13 protein-coding genes are annotated in these 20446 nt (G+C 46.0%); 8 read left to right on the forward strand and 5 right to left on the reverse strand.

From position 1 onward, the window contains the following. The first annotated feature begins 18 nt into the window (after positions 1–18). From QT990_RS12370 to QT990_RS12395, 6 genes are all read left to right on the forward strand, one after another. Complete coding sequence (locus QT990_RS12370; RefSeq protein ID WP_333465292.1) at positions 19–4512, forward strand: nSTAND1 domain-containing NTPase; 4494 nt, start codon at positions 19–21, stop codon at positions 4510–4512. A gap of 58 nt (positions 4513–4570) precedes the next feature. Further along, on the forward strand, positions 4571–5761 hold the full coding sequence (locus tag QT990_RS12375) for a WD40 repeat domain-containing protein (protein WP_333465293.1): 1191 nt from the start codon (positions 4571–4573) through the stop codon (positions 5759–5761). Positions 5762–6110: 349 nt separating this feature from the next. Further along, positions 6111–7712, forward strand: coding sequence for a penicillin-insensitive murein endopeptidase (locus tag QT990_RS12380; RefSeq protein WP_333140331.1), 1602 nt, complete (start codon positions 6111–6113; stop codon positions 7710–7712). A 440-nt stretch (positions 7713–8152) separates the two neighbouring features. Continuing rightward, positions 8153–9739 carry an aminotransferase class I/II-fold pyridoxal phosphate-dependent enzyme gene (locus QT990_RS12385; RefSeq protein WP_333140333.1) on the forward strand — a complete coding sequence of 529 codons (1587 nt, stop codon included), beginning with the start codon at positions 8153–8155 and terminating at the stop codon, positions 9737–9739. 99 nt (positions 9740–9838) lie between these two features. Further along, the gene (gene cbiT / locus QT990_RS12390) at positions 9839–10432 is read left to right on the forward strand and encodes a precorrin-6Y C5,15-methyltransferase subunit CbiT (RefSeq protein ID WP_333140335.1); all 594 of its coding nucleotides are present in this window, start codon (positions 9839–9841) and stop codon (positions 10430–10432) included. A gap of 400 nt (positions 10433–10832) precedes the next feature. Next, entirely contained in the window at positions 10833–11750 is a 918-nt protein-coding gene (locus QT990_RS12395) for a phosphatidate cytidylyltransferase (RefSeq protein ID WP_333140337.1), read from the forward strand. A gap of 114 nt (positions 11751–11864) precedes the next feature. Here the strand turns inward: QT990_RS12395 and QT990_RS12400 are convergent, their stop codons facing one another. Continuing rightward, positions 11865–12656 carry a DUF2993 domain-containing protein gene (locus QT990_RS12400; RefSeq protein WP_333140339.1) on the reverse strand — a complete coding sequence of 264 codons (792 nt, stop codon included), beginning with the start codon at positions 12654–12656 and terminating at the stop codon, positions 11865–11867. A 617-nt stretch (positions 12657–13273) separates the two neighbouring features. Between QT990_RS12400 and QT990_RS12405 the strand changes: the two genes are divergently transcribed. Together QT990_RS12405 and QT990_RS12410 are read left to right on the forward strand one after the other, a co-directional pair. Further along, entirely contained in the window at positions 13274–14068 is a 795-nt protein-coding gene (locus tag QT990_RS12405; RefSeq protein WP_333140430.1) for a pseudouridine synthase, read from the forward strand. Beyond that, positions 14065–14946: a RodZ domain-containing protein gene (locus QT990_RS12410; protein ID WP_333140341.1), complete on the forward strand. Its 882-nt coding sequence runs from the start codon at positions 14065–14067 to the stop codon at positions 14944–14946. Before QT990_RS12405 ends, QT990_RS12410 begins: the two co-directional genes overlap by 4 nt. 527 nt (positions 14947–15473) lie before the next feature. Here QT990_RS12410 and malQ read toward each other — a convergent pair. The 4 genes from malQ to QT990_RS12430 form a co-directional block, all read right to left on the reverse strand. Beyond that, a complete protein-coding gene (gene malQ / locus QT990_RS12415) occupies positions 15474–16982 on the reverse strand; it encodes a 4-alpha-glucanotransferase (RefSeq protein ID WP_333140343.1) in 1509 nt (502 codons plus the stop codon). A 463-nt stretch (positions 16983–17445) separates the two neighbouring features. Next, on the reverse strand, positions 17446–17571 hold the full coding sequence (locus tag QT990_RS12420) for a photosystem II protein Y (RefSeq protein ID WP_333140345.1): 126 nt from the start codon (positions 17569–17571) through the stop codon (positions 17446–17448). Between the two features lie 175 nt (positions 17572–17746). Next, positions 17747–18505 carry a MinD/ParA family protein gene (locus tag QT990_RS12425; protein WP_333140347.1) on the reverse strand — a complete coding sequence of 253 codons (759 nt, stop codon included), beginning with the start codon at positions 18503–18505 and terminating at the stop codon, positions 17747–17749. A 74-nt stretch (positions 18506–18579) separates the two neighbouring features. Then, entirely contained in the window at positions 18580–20370 is a 1791-nt protein-coding gene (locus QT990_RS12430) for a CHASE2 domain-containing protein (protein ID WP_333140349.1), read from the reverse strand. Positions 20371–20446 lie beyond the last annotated feature (76 nt).

The following is a 20446-nucleotide window of genomic DNA, read 5'->3' on the forward strand; positions in this document are numbered from 1 at the left end:
AGTCGGGGGAATTAAAGAATGTCGGAGATTAAACGCAGTCTGGCAGTGGTGATTGGTATCGATCGCTATTTTAACAACATTCCCCCCTTGCAAACAGCAGCCAATGATGCTCAACAACTTGCCCATCTGATCGAGGAAAAGTATCAATACCAAGTTTTGTTACTGTTAGATACAGATGCCACTCTGTCTAATATCAGCGAGCTCTTGGCAGGCTTTGCCGAGAAAATACTGGTTTTTCCCGATGGCAATAAAGTGCAAGTTGCAGCGGACGATCGCATTTTGTTCTACTTTGCCGGACATGGCATCGCCTTAGATGGACTCGACAATGCAGAAGGCCCGGCTGGCTTTTTGATTCCTCAAGATGGTGAACGAGATGATAGCGACACTTGGCTGTCGATGCAGCGATTGCACGATAGCTTAATCCAACTGCCATGCCGCCATTCGTTAATTATCCTGGATTGCTGCTTTGCTGGGACTTTTCGCTGGGCGGCAGTTCATCGGGAGGCAGTGCGATCGCAAAAAGTATATCGCGAACGGTACGCTCGCTACACATCAGGCTGCGCCCAGCAAGTCATTACCTCAGCAGCGCATGATGAAAAAGCCGCCGACTCCCTGTATCGGTTTGGACAGCGAAGCGAAAGTTCTAATCACTCTCCCTTTGCAGAACTTTTACTCAAGGCGCTTGAGGGAGAAGCAGACCTTACCAAAGATGGCGTGATTACCGCAACCGAACTCTATGCCTATTTACAATCAGAATTCTGCAAAATAGCAGCTAAACAAACCCCTGGTTTTGCACAGTTAAAACACCATGATAAGGGCGAATATATTTTTATTCTTCCTGGTTTTGACATTAATCAATTGCCCCCCGCTCCCAAACTCAATGAAAACACCAATCCCTACAAAGGATTACAATCATTTGAAGAAGCAGATAGCGACAAATTCTTTGGGCGACAGGCTTTAACTGAAAAATTAGTTGTATTCGTCACAGAACATCCCTTAACTGTGGTTCTAGGCGCATCAGGTTCAGGGAAATCTAGCTTAGTCAAAGCTGGATTACTTCCCCAATTGAAAAAAACTCAACCCAACTGCCGCATCCTCTCTCCTATTCGTCCGGGTGAGTCTCCTTTCAGTGCTTTAAACTCTGCCCTAGAAAACGAAAATTTACCAGAATCACTTATCTCTAACGAGTTGGTTTCTGACAAAGACTTACCAGAAGCCAGCACTAGCTCTCCCAGTTTGCAAGCAGGAGAAACTTTGCAAAGCTTGTTATACAAACTAAGTGCCTGGAAAAATTTTACTACTCACACAAAATTGCTGTTAGTCATCGACCAATTTGAAGAAGTAGTGACTCTCAGCCAAGATAGCCAAGAACAAGAATTATTTTTAAACTGGTTAGAAAAATCCTTAGAAACTCTCCCTGATTGGTTGCGAATCGTCATAACTTTACGTTCAGATTTTGAACCTCAATTTAGAGATACAGCATTAAAGCCCTATTGGAAAAAATCACGATTTGTTGTTCCCGCCATGACACGGGAAGAATTACGCCAAGCGATTGTCGATCCTGCTGCTGCTAAGGTAATGTATTTTGAACCGGCCACCTTGGTAGAGCAATTAATTGATGAAGTCGCACAAATGCCCGGAGCACTACCTTTACTTTCTTTCACCCTGAGCGAACTTTATTTTAACTATATTAAAAACGTCAGAGAAGGGAAAAGAAATAATCGGGCAATTACTCAAGAAGACTATGAAGAATTGGGCGGAGTTACACGCAGTCTCACCCAAAGAGCAGACGCGGAATATGACGAATTACTTAAAAGCGATCGTGCTTATGCAAAAACCATCCGCCACATCATGCTGCGAATGGTAGCTGTAGGCGGTGGTGAATTAGCTCGGCGGCGGGTATTAGATGAAGAATTAATTTATCCCGAACCGGAAAATCAACGAGTCCAAAAAGCCATCGAGCAATTTTGTGCCGCACGTCTATTAGTAAAAGGGCGAGATACCGAAGGCAAAGGCTATGTTGAACCGGCCCACGATGTCTTGATGCGAGGATGGCAAAAGCTAATAGTATGGGAACGAGAAAATCAGGAAAATTTAATTTTGCAACGGCGGCTAACTCCAGCAGCTATCGAGTGGAAAAGCCAAGAAAAACTACTTAGTTTTCAAGAAAAAATAGAACCCATTGTTAATTTTATAGACAGCAGCCTCCTCTCTTGTCAAAACGTTCTTGACCAGGTTAATGCAACTTTGATTAAAGCCTGGAAGCGCAAACCCAGCCTCCAAAAACGCCGCCAAGAAAAACAAGAAGAATTTCTCTGGGATACCAACCCTTATCTGAACGTATTAGACGAACATCTCAAATACGATAAAAATTGGTTTAACGAAGTAGAGGCAGAATTTTTACAGCGCAGCCTCCGACGCCGGCGTAACAACCTCCGCCGCAAAATTAGCCTGATTTCTACAGCCTTTGCTGTGACATTAGGATTTCTATTTTATCAATGGAATCAAAATCTACAAGCCCAAAGCAGAAGCTTAGCGCTATCGGCTGAACAACTTTTTAGCTCCGATAGAGAATTAGATGCTTTGATAGAAGCTTTAAAAGCCAGAAAAATAATGAAACAGGCAGTTTGGGTTTCTTCAAACACGCAGGAGGAGGTTGTGTCAGCCCTGCAATCCGTTATTTATCGCATCAGAGAATCCAATCGCTTGAAAGGTCACAAAGCTCCTATTTATAACATCAGTTTTAGTCCTGACAATCAAATCATTGCCTCTGCTAGTGCAGACAATACGATTAAACTTTGGAAATTAGATGGGACTTTACTCAGGATTCTTTCGGGACATACCAACGAAGTTTATAGCATTAGTTTTAGCCCGGATGGAGAAATTATTGCCTCGGCTAGTGCGGACAGGACGATTAAAATTTGGAAATCCGATGGCACTTTGATTAATACTCTTTCTCAGCATAAAGGGGAGGTTATTAATGTGAGTTTTAGGCGGTATGGTCAGATGTTTGCTTCGGCTGGCACTGATGGAACAATTAAGCTTTGGAAACGCGATGGCACTTTGTTGAAAAACATTCAGGATAAAGGGCCGATTAGTAGTGTTAGTTTTGGTCTAGACGGACAGACTATTGCTTCTGGCAGTGCGGATGGAACGGTCAAGCTTTGGAAACTCGATGGCAGTTTACTGAAAAGTTTTTCTGGTCATAAAGCGCCGGTTATGAGTGTTAGTTTTAGCCCGGATGGTGAGGTTATCGCTTCATCAAGTCAAGACAAGACGGTAAAAATCTGGAAACCCGATGGCACTTTAGTTAAAACTATTGAGCATAATACTCATATTTTCAAGGTTAGTTTTAGCCCAGACAGTAAGTTGCTCGCCTCATCAAGTGCTGACAATATTGTTAAAATTTGGAAACGCGATGGTACTTTGCTGAATACTTTAACTGGACGGAGCCCTTCTTTTAGCCCCGACGGTCAAACTCTTGCCTTTGCCGGCATTGATAATAGCATTGAACTGTGGAAGTTAAATAATAGCTTACGTAAAACTTTGACGGAGCAGACTGATATTGTTTTGGGTGTTAGTTTTAGCCCAAAAAATGACACATTGGCTTCGGCAAGTGCTAACGGATTGGCTGGAGTTTGGAAACGAGATGGCTCTTTACTTAAAACGCTTTCTGGGCATCAAGCACCAGTTTATAGCGTCAGTTTTAGCCCCGACGGTCAAACGATCGCCTCTGGTAGTTTGGATAGCAAAGTAAAACTTTGGAAACAAGATGGCACGTTGCTGAATACGCTTTCTGGTCATAAAGCTCAAGTTGTGAGCGTTAGTTTTAGCCCTGATGGTCAAACGATCGCCTCTGGAAGTTATGACACCACAGTGAAGCTTTGGAAGCCAGATGGTACCTTGCTCAATACTCTTTCTAAACATAGCGGTTCAGTTATGAGTCTTAGTTTTAGTCCTGACAGTAAAACTATTGCTTCAGCAAGCCTTGATAAGACCGTCAAACTGTGGAAAATGGATGGAACTTTGCTAAATACTATGAAGCATGAGGCTCAGGTTTATGGCGTTAGTTTCAGCCCAAATGGTGAGACTCTTGCCTCGGCTAGCAATGATGGCACGCTTAAAGTTTGGAAAACAGATGGCACTTTGCTCAAAAGGTGGACGGGGCATAGGGTGGCAGCTAATAGTATCAGTTTTAGCCCGGATGGCAAAATATTAGCTTCGACGGGTGACGATAAGACGCTGAAATTCTGGAAACCGGATGGCACTTGGATCGCTACTCTGCCGGGGCATACTGCGGCGGTTCGCAGTCTTAGTTTCAGCCCTGATGGTAAGACTTTGGCATCGGGTAGCGATGATACGACGATGATTTTGTGGAATTTAGAGGGATTAGAACTCGATGCTTTATTAAAGCATGGTTGCTTTTGGATGCGCGATTATTTCAATAATCCTAATGTCAATCTTAGTACAGAAGACCGCCAGGTGTGCGATCGCATAAATGGCGGTTCCTAGAGCATCGTGAAAGTAGAAGCGTCTAAATATTATTCAGGGTTAAGGGAGGAAATCAGCTATGGAGTTTAAGGCTATATTTGGCAAAGAAAAATACCACAATTTTTTCATAAAATTGACTGGTTTTTATAGTTTAGCATTGATATTAGCCTATTGCTTGACAGGGTGGCAGTGGCGATCGGTAGAAAAAGCGACAATTAAAATGCGTAGTATTGATGCAAATTTACTTTTTAATCAAAAAACCAGATTGGGGTATTACAGAATTATTCAAGTTCAGGATGTGGCACAGATCCAGCAGATAGATCCCTCGGCAGAGCAACAGCGTTCTGTTTGGAGTGTCGCTTTTAGTCCCGATGGTAAAACCCTCGCTGCTGGGACTTTCGACCAAAGTATCAAATTTTGGGATGTGGCTAAGGGCACAGTTATTAAAACTTTCAGAGGCGCTCAAAAAGGAGCTTTGAGTATTGCTTTTAGTTCGGATGGCAAAACCCTCGCTTCTGCAAGTTTCGACAACACGATCGAACTCTGGGATGTGGCTACTGGTAAATCTATTGACAGGTTAACGGGTCATAAAAATTGGGTTTTGAAGATTGCTTTTAGTCCTGATGGTAAAACCCTTGCTTCTGCCAGTAGCGACAAAACTATCAAACTCTGGGATGTGGCTACTGGTAAACTCATTCACACCTTGATCGGTCATCAGAGTTGGGTTGAGAGTTTTACCTTTAGTCCCGATGGTAAAACTCTGGCTTCTGGAAGTAGCGACAAAACTATTAAACTTTGGGATGTGGTTACGGGTAAACTGATTCGCGCTTTGACAGATGGCAAGAATTGTGTTTTGAGTATTGCTTTTAGTCCTAATGGTAAAACTCTGGCTGTTGGCAGTTTTGACAACAAAATCATACTGTGGGATTTGGCTGCGGGTCAAATTTTTGCAAGCTTGAGGGGTCATCACCAAGGGGTTTTGAGTATCGCCTTCACTCCTGATGGCAAAACTCTGGCTTCTGGGAGTTTTGACAACACGATCGGACTCTGGGATGTGGCGACGGGTAAACGGATTCAAACTTTGATCGGCCATCAGGACTGGGTTGAGAGTGTCGCCTTTAGCCCTGACGGTAAAATGCTGGCTTCTGGAAGCTGGGATCGGACGATCGCACTCTGGGATGTTGCGGAGGGTAAGCCTGTTCGCACTTTGGCCGATCGCAATTATCAGCCTGTGGGGAAAATCGCTGGTTTTTGGGCGATCGAACTATAGCAATTCTCAAGGATGCGTGAAATGGGTCAATCGATTTTAGATTTTAGATTTTAGATTTTAGAGGCGACCCCACGGATAAATGCGGGGGCTTGAGGATTCTCGATTTTCGATTTTGGATTGATTCCACGGATAAATCACGTGGCGGGTACCATCAAGAAATTCCTGGTCAGGTATTTGGACGATCGACAAAGCTGAATTTAGTTTTCGGGGATATAGTGGTTGCGATCGGCTGTTACTCAGGAGTCATTATGTTAACCATTCCGTTACCTTGCCATTGGCATTGGCGAATATCGCCTTCCTAAAAAGCGATCTTGCAACAGAAAAACACACTCTAAAAAGGAAATTAACAATGGTATTAGAAATCAATCGCAACTTACGCTCTAAAACTTTGCAACATAACCATACCCACTGCACGGCACATATTGGTTTTACAGCAGAAGAAATCGAGCAATTCAGTTGGGGAACACGAGGTTTTTTTGAACAAATGCCTGCCAATGGAGATGGCTATGAATGTTACGGAGACAATTGCTATGGTCGTCCCGAAGTGATTCAGGCTCTCAAATATGTGTGTAATGAGTGGGTAAAAAAATATCCTAGACCCCGCATTGGCATCGGAGACATCAGTACAGCAGAAGGGCCAACTCCAGGCCATAGCTCTCATGACAAGGGACTCGATGTTGATATTGCTCTTGTTGCTAACACTGATGAAGAAATTCCTCTCACCTATTACGATAGTAAATACTCTCGCCAACGCACTCAAGAATTGGTAGATTTATTCTACAATAATCCAATTTTGCGTATTAAAACAATTTTGTTCAACGATCCACAAATTACAGGGGTAGAATTTTGGGATGGACATGACGATCACCTTCATGTGAGTTTCCTTTCCCCTGGAATTGATTCAGCCCCCTATAGCAGCGACGAAGACGGGGATTTGCGTCTGGTGATACCTCCGATGCAGGGAGAACGAGTCAGCAAACTTCAAGAAGATTTAGCCAACGTTGGCATTTCAGTTACAACAGATGGTATCTTTGGCACCGAAACTGATGCCGCCCTCCGAAAATTTCAGGCTGAACAAGGCTTGCAGGTTGATGGAATTGCGGGATTTGTAACGCAAACTAAACTGACACAATTAATTTCTGCACAGTCTCGTGCTGTTTCCAGCCAACCATCCGGCCTGAAACTCCAAGACGTGATTGACCAAAAGCAATCGATTCCTTTTGATGATATTGACTCTGGAGTGTTAGTGGAAGATCAACTATTCTGTGCAGAAATTCAAACCATCTTACGCGCTAATCATCTTTTAGAGGTTGTTGATGGGATTTACGGCACTCAAACGCAAGAAGCCTTAAGAAGTTTTAAAGCCAGCCGTAAACTTGATGGCGGGGATGTGTTAGGGGCAACAACCGCTAAAGCTTTACTCGATGCCAAGCAGGGTGCTGGAAAGTTACCTGATTGGAAAGGCGGTGATAAAGAAGCAGCGGTGCAGGCAATTATCAAAGAAGCTCATCGCCAAGGAATTACTTCTAAAGCTCAAATTGCTTACATTCTCGCAACTGTTGAACATGAAACTGCAGATAGTTTCCAACCCGTAAAGGAATCGTATTATTTGGGCGAACCTGAAGGGGAGAACCACCGCAAAACTCTGCGCTATTATCCGTTTTACGGACGGGGGTACGTGCAACTGACCTGGGATTACAATTATCGGAAATATTCGGATTTGCTATCGCTAGACTTAGTTAACAATCCCGATCTAGTGATTCACCCTGATATTGCACTCTTTATCTTGGTGCACGGTATGAAGTGGGGTGTGTTTGCGGGTATCAAGCTGGATGACTGTATTTCTGGCAACGACGTGGACTTTATTAAAGCACGTCAAATCGTTAATTGGACTGACCAGGCAGAGCTGATTGCACAATATGCAATGAATTGGCAAGCTCAATTAGGATAGAATTTTGGGCGATCGCGACTCAATAATCTACCTTGAATTAAAGCTTAACTTTGATAGCTTTTGGGTCAATCGGTTAAAGCGTCTTGGTAGTTTGTGACAGTAGTGCGCGATCGTCCAAAACTTCCTCACAACAGTAAGCTGAAAAATAGCCGTAGACTGTGGTATAATTTTGTCCTTTAACTGAAACTACAGCCCTAGACAAACCATAAGTAAAGCAGTAGCCAGGATTTTCAACTGTTTGGGTTTCATACTTAAGCAGTCGATGTTAAGTCATTTTAGAGAAGTTTGAAATTGAGACGGTGTTGCTTGTGGGCGATTGCAAGGAAAAAGGAAGAAGTCGATACAATCGCGGAATTGCCCGCAAGGGTTTCAGCAATTAATAACCTCCAGTGAAACCTCGGCGGTTGCTATAATTCCAAATAATCAAATCAGGATTAAGCGTGTCACCAGCAAACTCTCAACAACAAACGCCTCTATTAGATGCCTTGCGCGATCGCACAAATCACCCCCACGCCCCATTCTACGCCCCCGGACACAAAGGCGGACAAGGAATCTCTCAACCCCTAATTGACTTATTCGGTGCGGCAGTATTTCGATCGGATTTGCCGGAATTGCCGGAGTTAGACAATCTCTTTAACCCAGAAGGTGCAATTGCCGAAGCTCAATACTTAGCCGCCGCAGCATTTGGAGCCCAATCAACTCGGTTTTTGGCTAACGGTTCGACTTGCGGAATTATCGCCGCCATCTTAGCGACTTGCGGCCCCGGCGATAAAATTATCCTACCTCGAAATATCCACTCATCGGCAATTTCTGGTTTAATTTTATCCGGTGCAATTCCCATTTTTGTCAATCCAGAGTACAACCCGGATTGGGATATTGCCAACAGCATCACCCCAGAAGCCACAGCCTCCGCATTAGAACAACATCCCGACGCCAAAGCAGTAATGATAGTTTACCCAACCTATCACGGCGTCTGCGGAGATTTGCGGGCGATCGCCCAAATTACCCATCAATACAACATACCGTTATTAGTAGACGAAGCCCACGGCGCGCACTTTAACTTTCATCCAAACTTGCCCGAACCAGCAGTATCAGCAGGTGCCGATTTAACAGTACAATCCATCCACAAAACCCTCGGTGCAATGACACAAGCATCGATGCTGCACATCAAGGGCGATCGCATAGATATCCAAAAATTAAATAGAGCATTGCAGTTAGTACAATCTACCAGTCCGAGTTACTTATTATTAGCATCCCTAGACGCAGCCCGCCAACAAATGGCACTCCACGGCGAACAGTTAATGACCCAAACTTTACTGCTAGCCGAAAAAGCGCGATCGCGCATCAATCTAATTCCTGGCTTATCAGTTTTAGAACCTTTAAATACACCGGGTTTTGCAGCATTAGACCGCACCAGGCTAACAGTAAAAGTATCAGATTTAGGAATCACAGGATTTGCTGCAGATGAAATTCTGCACTCTCAACTCGGCGTCACCGCAGAACTTCCCATGCCCCAACATCTAACATTTATTATCAGCTTGGGAAATACAGAATCAGATATTGACAATTTAGTTAAAGCTTTAACTCTTTTAGAAGTCACATCTAACACGATAGTCAATAAGCCTTTTAGGGGCGGGCAAGATGCCCAACCCCTACTCCCCACAAGAAACTTGATGTGTTGTGGAACGGGCATCTTGCCCGTTCTTGAGCATCCTGCAATATCTCAGTTAGAAAGAAGAAGTCAGAAAGAAGACGAGATTCTCTCCCCCCCCCGATTTTCCCCTCCCCCACTGTCCCCGCGCGAGGCATTCTTTTCCTCAACCGAAACACTACCTGCAGACAAAGCAGTCGATCGCCTGTGCGCCGAACTCATCTGTCCCTATCCCCCAGGAATACCAGTCCTGATGCCCGGTGAAATCATTACCCCAGCAGCCGTTGACTACCTGCAACAAATCCTTGCCGCCGGCGGCAAAATCACAGGTTGTAGCGATAGAAACCTCCAAACTCTCAAGGTTGTGCGACAGTAAATATTAAGGCTTGGGGGAAATTGGGAGAATTTCTACTTCTTCGGCGAGTTCCAACTGCCGTCTTGCTTCAATCAAAAATCAAAAATCAAAAATATAACTATGCTTTGGCCCTACGTCACTCCAGGCATCCCGGATGACTTATTTGAACGTTTACCGGGAATTCCCATGAGTAAGCGAGAAGTCCGACTGCTGTTAATCTCCCACCTGCGGCTGCAAGCAGATTCAGTCGTGTGGGACATCGGTGCAGGTACTGGTACGATCGCCGTAGAAACAGGTTTGCTGTGTCCCAAAGGTCGCATTATCGCCGTCGAAAGGGACGAAGAAGTAGCAAGCTTGATTCGCAGAAATTGCGATCGATTCGAGCTCGACAACGTAGAAGTCATAGAAGGCAGTGCCCCGGAATGCCTGGAAAACCTGCCCCAACCCCCCCACCGAGTCTGCATCGAAGGAGGTCGCCCCATTAAAGCCATTCTCCAAGAAGTCTGGCGGTACTTGCAACCCCACGGTAGAGTTGTCGCCACCGCTGGCAATTTAGAGAATCTTTACGCCCTTTCCGAAGGGTTCGCCGAGTTGCAAGTCCGCAACATTGAAGTAGTCCAGTCCGCCGTCAACCGCTTGGAGACTCGCGGCCTCAGTCAAACCTTTGCCGCCGTCAATCCCATATTTATTCTCAGCGGCGAAAAGCTGGATTAGAAGTTAGTTGACAGTTGACAGTTGACAGTTGACAGTTGACAGTTGACAGTTGACAGTTGACAGTTGACAGTTGACAGTTGACAGTTAACTTTAACCTGGTTCCTCGGCAGATCCTGGGAATACATACCCAATGCCCTGTTTGGCCAATGCCCTATGCCCATTCCTAAATGTAATTCTTAACCTTTTTTACGTTCAATTAACCTTCATACTTAAGAATAGGGGCCACCATAGCTGGATTGACCGCCTGACTTGAGATATTGGATGACCGATGGGGGATGGGGGTTAGTTGTGCAAGGGATCAACTCGTGCTCTAGAAAAATCCAAAATCTCAAATCCAAAATCCAAAATCCAAAATCCAAAATCGAATGATCCACCGCCGTCTGCAAGAGAAATTCATTTTATGCCTTGGTCTCGTATCCTGAGTGGAATAGTTGCGATCGCCCTTGCTTTGGGAATGATTATTATGGGCGGATGGTACTTCACCGTCGGCTTTGGAGTCATCGTCTACCTAGGGCAATTGGAATATTTTCAATTAGCCAGGGCTAAAGGTATTGCACCCGCTGCCAAAACTACCTTAGCCGTCAGTCAAGGGCTATTAATTACTGCCGCCCTAGCACCGGAACTCGTAGATGCCATGTTCCCCTTAGCGGGAACATTAATTTGTTTCTACCTGTTATTCCAACCTAAATTATCGACGATCGCCGATATTGCCTCCTCAGTTTTAGGATTGTTCTACGGCGGTTATTTGCCCAGCTATTGGGTACGGCTGCGAGTCGGCCTCGACCCAGGCAATCTTGCTACAACCCAACTTTCGCAAGCAGTAGCAAGCAATTTGCCCGTTAACATTTCCTCGCCGCCGTCTTGGACAACTTCCAGCCACATATCTTTAGGATTGACTTCGCTGCTGCTGGCTTTCCTCTGCATCTGGGCCGCTGACATTGGGGCTTATTTTGTCGGCAAATTCTTCGGGCGCACTAGCCTATCCCACATCAGCCCCAAAAAAACCGTTGAAGGTGCCGTATTTGGAGTTTGCGGCAGCATCGCCGTGGCCGTCGCTGGGTCTGGGTATTTACACTGGCCGGGGTGGCCGTATACTGGGGCTGCTTTTGGTCTGTTGATTGGGGTTGCTAGCCTGTTGGGAGATTTAACTGAGTCGATGATGAAGCGAGACGCCGGCGTTAAGGATTCGGGACAGTTGATCCCCGGTCACGGCGGCATTCTCGATCGCACCGACAGTTATGTTTTTACCGCGCCGTTAGTCTACTATTTTGTCACTTTACTGTTGCCCGCGATCGACTCTTTTTTAATTAATCGGTAATTGGGAATTGGGAATTGGGAATTGGGAATTGGGAATTGGGAATTGGGAATTGGGCATTGGGTATGTATTCCCAGGCTCTACCGAAGAACCAGGTTAAAGCCAACTGTCAACTAACTAAGGCAAAACTCTAATTCCTCCCCGACAAACAATCTCCCCCGGACTCAAAATCAATTCTTCTATCTCAACTTCCGGCCCAAAATCAATTTTAAAACCATTGAAATCACTGCTTTTTAATTCTCCATTGAGTTCGATTTCTGGTGATTCAAACATCAATTCGCGACCGCTGGCTATCCGCAAACCAGTCCGCAATACCAAAGGAATTTGCCTACCGCCAGCGCGCAAAATTGCCGCCGAAAGCGTCAACAAACCCGCCTCAATTACAATCTGCGAATTTTGCAACTTCAGCGACTTTTCCCTATCTGTTAGTGGCAGCATAGGCAGCAAAAATTCGCTCAAAGCATCAGCCAGCAAAGGCGCTTTCAGCGACGCATTCAAATCCGCTTGGCTGACCCTCAAAACGCCTGCCACGGGAACGGATTCCATCAGACGCAGGGGTTTGCCTTTGAGAGCTTGACCGAGGTTGATGCGAATGCCACAGCCCTCTATGGCAACTTCAGTTAGGTGTAGTCCTTTATACACAGCACCCCGAGCGGCAGCCGTGACTTTGGGGATCGCACCGCTGAAGATTTGTCGATCGCTCCCCTCAATTTTCACCTTCAACTCGTCCACCTGCTGAACTTGCGATCGCAGCCACAACTGTACCGCCGGAGACAGCACCGCGCTCGCGATCCGGCTGCCTTGACTCGGCGAAGGTCTCCCCGGCTCAAGGTCGAGATTAACAGTCCCACCAGAGCCAGCAGCCCCATCTCTATTGTCAAATTGAAGAGAGTTTCGATCGACAGTCATAAACGATTTCAGAATATAAACCTTAATATTCAAGCACAGAAATTTAACTAGAGCTTGTGCATCCGGCCTCAAAAACCCGGTTTATTCATATATCTATCGCCGTCAACCTCTGATTTTCCTTAGAAACCGGGTTGATGAACACAAGTCCCATTAACTCCAAAATCAAGCAGAAATCTGGCATCAGCCACGCCAGAAGCAGAAAAATTCTCACCTTTCTCCCCTTGGGATCTTTGGGGAGTTCACGAGTTGTGCGATCCCGATGAAAAATTCGCGATCGAGCGTATAAATTTAACCAGGAGTACGGGATTTATGGTAGTGTTGGTTTATGGTCGGGTCAGACCCACACCTTTCAAACCAGCCGCAAACCAACGGTGCAAACCTGTGCCTGCCGCGAGTCTTTTCGTCGTAGTTTTTGCACAGCATTCAGGGTAATGCCATCAGGACAATCTGCACCGGGCACAAGGACAATCTGTGCCAGGCTGGGCGTCCTCTAATAATTGGTCAGCATTATAATTTATTCCCAACCAGGAATTGAGCATTGCTAGTACGGTTAATCAATTAACCGTGTCGTGTTTCCTCCCCACCGCTGGTTCGTTGGGGATTTCCACACTCCCGTCATGTCTGATGAAAGGCTGCAAAAAATCCTCGCCCAGTGGGGCATTGCCTCTCGTCGTCTTGCAGAACAGATGATTGTAGCTGGACGAGTCCGAGTTAATGGCAATATTGTTCGCTTAGGAGAAAAAGCGAATCCCGATCGCGATCTTATCCAAGTCGATGGAGTCCCAGTGAAACCAACGGATCGACCCGCACAGGTATATCTGTTGCTCAACAAACCGGCCGGCGTAGTTTCTACTTGCAGCGATCCAAGGGCCCGATCGAAAGTTCTCGACTTGCTGCCACCACAACTGCGATCCGGTCAAGGCATCCACCCCGTAGGACGCTTAGATGCAGATTCCACCGGCGCCCTCTTGCTCACCAATGATGGTAAGCTGACATTTTGTTTGACCCATCCGCGTCACTCGATCGCCAAAACTTATCAGGTTTGGGTGAGCGGCGATCCCCCGGAACCCATACTACAAACGTGGCGTCAGGGCATCATCTTGTCCGGCAGAAAAACTTTGCCCGCGAAAGTTAAAGTTCTCGATCGCGCGCAAGACCAAACTCTGTTAGAAGTCATTCTATCAGAAGGCAGAAACCGACAGATTCGGCGAACAGCCGAGATCTTGGGATATCCCGTGGTGCGCCTGCACCGCACAGCCATTGGCCCGATTCAATTGCAGCGGCCTGGTTCGCCAATATTGCCACCAGGCTGCTGCCGACCCCTAGAAGATGCGGAAATTATTTATTTATGGAATCTAGTCAACCTAACATCAATAAGCGTGCCAGTAAATTCCCAGGAGCACAGCATATGACAAAGAATTTATTGTTTTTATTCTTCAAAACAACTAAGCAGAAACTGCACTCCCAAGAGCCAGAAACAGCTCAGAAGAAGCTAGCGGAAATTGGAACTCAACTCCGTCAGTACCGCGAACAGCAGTCGATTTGTTTGGACAAAGTAGCCGTGGTAACAATGATTCGGCGGAATCTGCTACAAGCAATCGAGGACGGTCAACTCGACCAACTTCCCGAGCCCGTCTACACTCAGGGTTTGATCAAGCGCTACGCTGAAGCAATGGGTTTGGACGGAACTCAGTTTGCCGACTTTTTCCCGATCGAACCGCCACCCCGATCGAGAACCAAGCTATCCTGGCAAGATGGGCCTCAGTTGCGGCCGATGCACCTCTACCTCTTTTACACATTTCTAATTATCTGTTCGGTCAATGTCTTATCTCAGTTGATGAGCGGTTCTATTACCGCAAAAAACGGTGCGGGAGCCGAAGAACTAGCGCTTGGTCAGCAAGAACAAGCTCGCGCCGCTGCTGAGGCATCAAGAGCCTCACAAAATCAGAAACCGGATAGTTACGAGGCTGTCGAAGCAGTAAGAACCGGTCAAAATTCAAATAAATCTGCCAATAAACCAGTGATGGTTAACGTCACTTTTAAAGCAGAATCGTGGATGCAAGTTGAAGTCGATGGTAAAACAGAGTTTGAGGGAACTTTGCCGACCGGGACTGTTCGCACCTGGGGGGCTCAAAAGCAATTGGTCGTCGTAGCAGGTAACGCCGGCGGGGTAATGGTTGCTGTTAATAACGGACAAGCCGAACCACTCGGAGATCCTGGAGTCGCCAAAGAAGTTGTTTTTAAAGCAAGCGAACTCAAGCCTTCAGCACCGCCCAAGAATGAAGGTTGAGTGTTAATTGGTAATTGTTAATGGGTAATAGGTAATAGGTAATAGCGGGCAGTCCACAGAGTTTAATTATAATGTCCGTCTTGATGCACTCCTTACCAATTACCAATTACCCATTCTATCAAACCCGGTAGCATCGGAATAGTCAAATCCAGTCAACAGTCAATCGATTTTAGATTTTAGATTTTAGATTTTAGAATTGAAGCATTGACTTGCGCGAGATAAATACGTTCGGCAAGTTTCATGGGATACAGGTTTTTTATTTCTGGACGGATGAATCCGGGGGCTTGTAGCCTGGATGCTTTCGGTTAACAATCACGGATGGTGCAAGCGTAATTGATATCATTCATCTGCGTTAATCTGTGTTTATCTGCCTGTATCTGCGGTCAAAAAAAGAGAATTTCTGAACCGCAGATGACAAGGGATTGACGCTGATTCACGCAGATCAAGAGTATAGAGATAGGAATAATTCCGATGCTAACAGATTGGATATTACCCATTAACAATTACCAATTACCCCTTCGCGATAATCAATGTTTATTAGGAGCGCGGCCGGAGATGTAAGTCATGGTTTTGAGCCGATCGCGCACTTCCCAATTCAAAGCTTCGGGTCGATACCGCCATCCCCAATTTCCCTCTGGTTTCCCCGGAAAATTCATCCGCGCGTCAGTATCTAAACCCAACAAATCTTGAAACGGCACAATTGCCATATTAGCAATAGAAATCCAGCCCATGCGGATTAAAGACCAGTGAATTCCTTGGGGATCGATGCAGCCCAAATAACGCAAAACCTCATCTCTTTCGTAGTTTTGCAGTTGATTGAACCAGCCGACAGTCGTGTCGTTGTCGTGGGTGCCGGTGTAAACTACGCAGTTGCGATCGTAGTTAAAAGGCAAAAAAGGATCGCCCGGACCACCGGCAAAAGCAAACTGCAAAATCTTCATTCCTGGAAACTCGTATCGATCGCGCAAAGCTTCCACTTCTGGAGTAATTACCCCTAAATCCTCAGCGATAATCGGCAAGTTGCCAAACTTCTCGTTAATTAGATCCAACAAAGCTGTTCCCGGCGCTTTAATCCACTCTCCCTCGATCGCAGTTTCTTGTCCGCGCTTCACCGCCCAGTAAGCGTCAAATCCTCGAAAGTGGTCGATCCGAGTTACGTCTACATAAGCGAAAATCGCTTCAAAACGCTGCACCCACCACTCAAAATTATTTGCTTGCAAATTCTCCCAATTGTATACCGGGTTGCCCCACAATTGACCTGTATTGCTGAAGTAATCAGGCGGGACTCCCGCCATTAAAGCTGGTTCTCCGGTGGCTTCATCCAAGCAAAATATTTCTGGATGAGACCATACATCCGCGCTGTCGTGAGCTACATAAATCGGTATATCGCCAATAATTTTAATGTCCCGCAGGTTAGCATAGCGTTTCAACTCCGTCCACTGGCGAAAAAACTCAAACTGGACGTATTTGTAGTAATAAATCTCAGCATTTAGCTGCTGGCGCCATTTCTCTAGCGACTCTGGCTCTCTACGGGCAATTTCTGGTTCCCAATTGTTCCAGCTAACACCGCCAAAGTGATCTTTTAGTGCCATAAATAAGGCGTAATCTTCCAGCCAATTCTCTTTGCTTTCGCAAAAACCTGAGAATTCTTTTTGCTGGATCGGGGATGCTTTGGCTTTGAAGTTTTCGCAAGCTTTTTTTAGCAAAGGCACTTTCAGGGCGATCGCCCGCTCGAAGTCTACATAATCGAGCGGAAATTCTGGTAAATTAGCGAAGTCTTCATCGGCGAGCCATTGAGCGTCACGCAGCATTTCTGGGTTGATCAGCAGCGGATTTCCCGCCATTGCTGAATAGCAGGAATAAGGAGAATTGCCGTATCCTGTCGGCCCCAGCGGCAATACCTGCCAGTATTGCTGGTCGCTCTCTACTAAAAAGTCAATAAAGCGATATGCTTCTATTCCCATGTCTCCAATGCCAAATCGACTGGGAAAGGACGTGGGGTGGACTAGCATGCCGCTCGATCGGGGAAAAAGCATAATCTATCTCAAGATATAGGAATTTAACATTGACAATTTGACCGATATTCCCTACAAGTTAAACTTCGTAGTTTTTAGGGCGATTCTTAGGGCAAATACTTTTGTGATTGTCTCATATTTTCTGCGATAACGTGCTTACCAAATATTTTTAGGGCACTCTACTCATAAATCCTGAGTAAAGTTCAAAACATCAAAATCAGAAATTACACGATCGCCCTGCTTTTGCAACTAGGTTTTTTTACCCAGGCTCGTTTGCTGCAACCAAGTATTTTGCTTGAGCGTACCCGGTTTCTGCCTAATCTTTAAACGTAACTTTTCTTTGGTTTTTGCCCCCTCTCTCTGCAGTCGTAAATTGCCCACCAAGAATCAGCCATCACTTAAGCAGATCCCATGCACAAATCAGCCGGCTGTTTTGTATCTCAAAAAACAGCCGGCTGCGAAATTACTGGTGATAATGCTTAGTTCATGCTTGCTTGTTCAACATTTTCTGTACTTGTTTGAGAGCTATAGCACCGACGTTGTAAGCAGCCCAGCCGCCCGCCAACAATACGGGCATCAATACTATTAGTATGCGGAAGTCAAATTCCATGAGTTCTCCTCCTAAAGTTTTTTAACAAATTCTCATAATCTATTTGTATCTCATTTTGTCGCCATTCTCCTGACTCTTTAACCAAATATTCGGGATACGCAGGAGGACATGGCTCCGCAGGAATGGAGAGCGAAAGCGAAACTCCTGGGCGGGCGATCGGCATTCGCTGCAGCAATTATCCCACAATCTGTTTGGCAATCCCTTCCACAACCTTAGTTAGAGGGTCGTTAGGGAAGTGCAGCGCAAACACTCCCTTGCTGGCGAGCAGCATCATCTGGTCGCTGTGGGGCAGTACCCCTGCCACTGGAATGTTGTAAATACTCTCTACTTGTTGCTTCAAATCCTCGAAATCTAGGGATTCAGGGGCTTTATTGATCGTCATCAAAATCTTGGGAACTTCTAATTTGCGGGCCACATCTACCGTGACAGCCGTTCCCTGAAAATCTTGCTGATCCGGACGCAGAATCAGCAGCAGGATGTCGGAAATGGTGATGCTGAGGAGGGTTTCTTCGTTGAGCCCCGGGTGCGTGTCTATAAATAGGTAGTCTAAGTTCAAAACCTCGATCAGTTCTTGAAAGCCGTCGGTAAGCAGTCCCACGTCGTAGCCTTCCCGCAAAACTCGCGCTATCTCCCCTGCTTTAATGCTCGAAGGAATCAGGTAGAGGTTGCCGTTACTGGCTAATTTTGGCAGCAGCGAACTCACATTGTAGGCCGTATCCGCGATCGGACAGCGGCCCCACAGGTAATCGTTCAGGCAGCGATCCATGTTGCTCTCGCTGAAACCGAACAGCACGTGAATCCCCGGTGATTGAATGTCTGTGTCCACAATGGCGACCCGATTTCCGCTGCGAGCGATAATAGATGCCAGGTTTGCTGTCGTGTTCGATTTGCCAGTTCCGCCCCGGTAAGAGTGGACAGAGATGATTTTGGACATGATCTGCGTATTAGGGTAAGAAACTGCGAGAACCCATTATGATGCAATTCTCGATGATGCAGTAGAGTTGTCGGTCATTCTTCCTTCCCCCCCAAATCCTCCTTATCTGTGAAAGTATCAATTTTTTCCTCTTTTATCATCTTTTGGGCGCCCCTGCGCTGCCGCATCTGTTTGGCTTTGGTTTGCAAATCGCTGAACTCGTCATCAGGTTTAGTTTCGGCGGAACTAGCACCACCACCGCTACCTATCGGGACACCCGTTGGAGAGGCGCTTTCCGATTCAGTCACGGCGGCGCGCTGCTTCTGGTGTTGGGATTTTTCCTGCAACTGAGCTAGATATTCGTCTGTCTGACTTTCGACATTGGGAAGCTCTGGGGTAATGGCAATTATTTCTTGGGGTTCGGAAGGTGTTTTTTCAGAGGTTTCTTGTTTGCTAATCCTCAGTTTATCTTTCTTTTGCTGCAATTCTTTAAAGAAATCAGATTCTGTGATTTCTGCGACTTGCTGTTCTTTTTTGGCTTGGTCTATTTCGATTTTGAAGACTTGTTTTACTCGATCGCTAATTGCTTTCCCGTATCCGGCTTTATTAAATCTGTCTGCTGATACTATGCTACCGCCAGTTACGATTAATGCTAAGGCTGGCGCTGCCACAGGCACCCACCCTCCCAACAGAAAAATCCCAAAGCCGATCGCGCAGCACCCGCACAGCAGTGCTCCGAATGTCACTGTCAACTTCGCTGGGTGAGCCATCCGCGATGCCAAGGTTCCTCCCACAATTGACCATCCCGAAATCCACAGGATTTCTGCCCATTCCGGCCAAAACCAAAACATCGGTCTGTTGTCTAAAACTGTACTCAAAATTTGGCTGACCACTTGTGCGTGTGCCACGATACCAGGCATGAATTGGTTGCTTTGCTGTCGCCCACTGTAAGGAGTATAAAACAAATCTTTAACGGTTTCTGTGGTGTAACCGATGAGAACTATTTTATCTTTAACTAAATTTGGGTCAACTTTCCCTTCTAAAACATCCGTAATTCTGACTTGGTTTGCGACTTGCCGCCTGGAACGATAGTTAATTAATATTTGATATCCCCTGACATCGGCATTTTTGTATCCTCCGTCATTGCTTGCTAGTTGTTTTAATTGGGTTTTTCCCAGCCATAAAGATTGATCGGGTGCCAGTTTGGGAGAGATTTTTTGCCCTTGCAGGTAGCGGAGGGCTAGCTGGAGGTTGAAGGAAGCTAAAACTTGAGAATTGTCATTGCAAAGATGTTTTTGGGCCGAGGAGTTGCCCTCAATTGTCGGCGGTTTCATAAATAATAAAGCCCTGCGGAGTATGCCACCCGGATCGACTCCGAAATCTGCAAATCCCACGCGGTTTTGTGGCAGCCCCGGCGCAGGCGGAGAACCGGGATTGTCCGGGCTTCCGTCGGTGACTAAACATACCCCGATAATTCGATCGCTTTTTTGTAAAAGTTTAGTTAATTCCTCGCGCCCGTCTCCTAAAGGTACGTCTCGCAGTACATCTAAACCGATGACTGCAGGCTGCATTTTGTCGAGTTTTTGTAAGATTTCAGCTATTGTGCGATCGGATATTGGCCACTGATTCAGTTTCTGAATGTCTGCTTCGGTAATCCCCACAACTAGCAAACGCGAGTCTGGCTGTTCATCGGGACGCCACCTCACCATTTGGTCGTAAGCGCTTAATTCTACTGGTTCGACTATTCCTAGCTGTCTGGCCCCCATCAAGGATAATGTTACTGCCGCGCTGGCAATTAATACAGACTTAGCCAATGCTAGTGATAGTTTATACCTTTGACTCAATTGAGTCGCTGCCGATCGAATTTTGTTAGATATTTTACTCATTATCCCAGCATAAAAGTTTGACTCGTTTCTGGAACAGCAGTTGTTTCACATTTCCCCCTGCTGGAGACTTCCTCCA

The sequence above is a fragment of the Microcoleus sp. T3_B1 genome, assembly GCF_036700445.1.
GTDB lineage: Bacteria > Cyanobacteriota > Cyanobacteriia > Cyanobacteriales > Microcoleaceae > Microcoleus.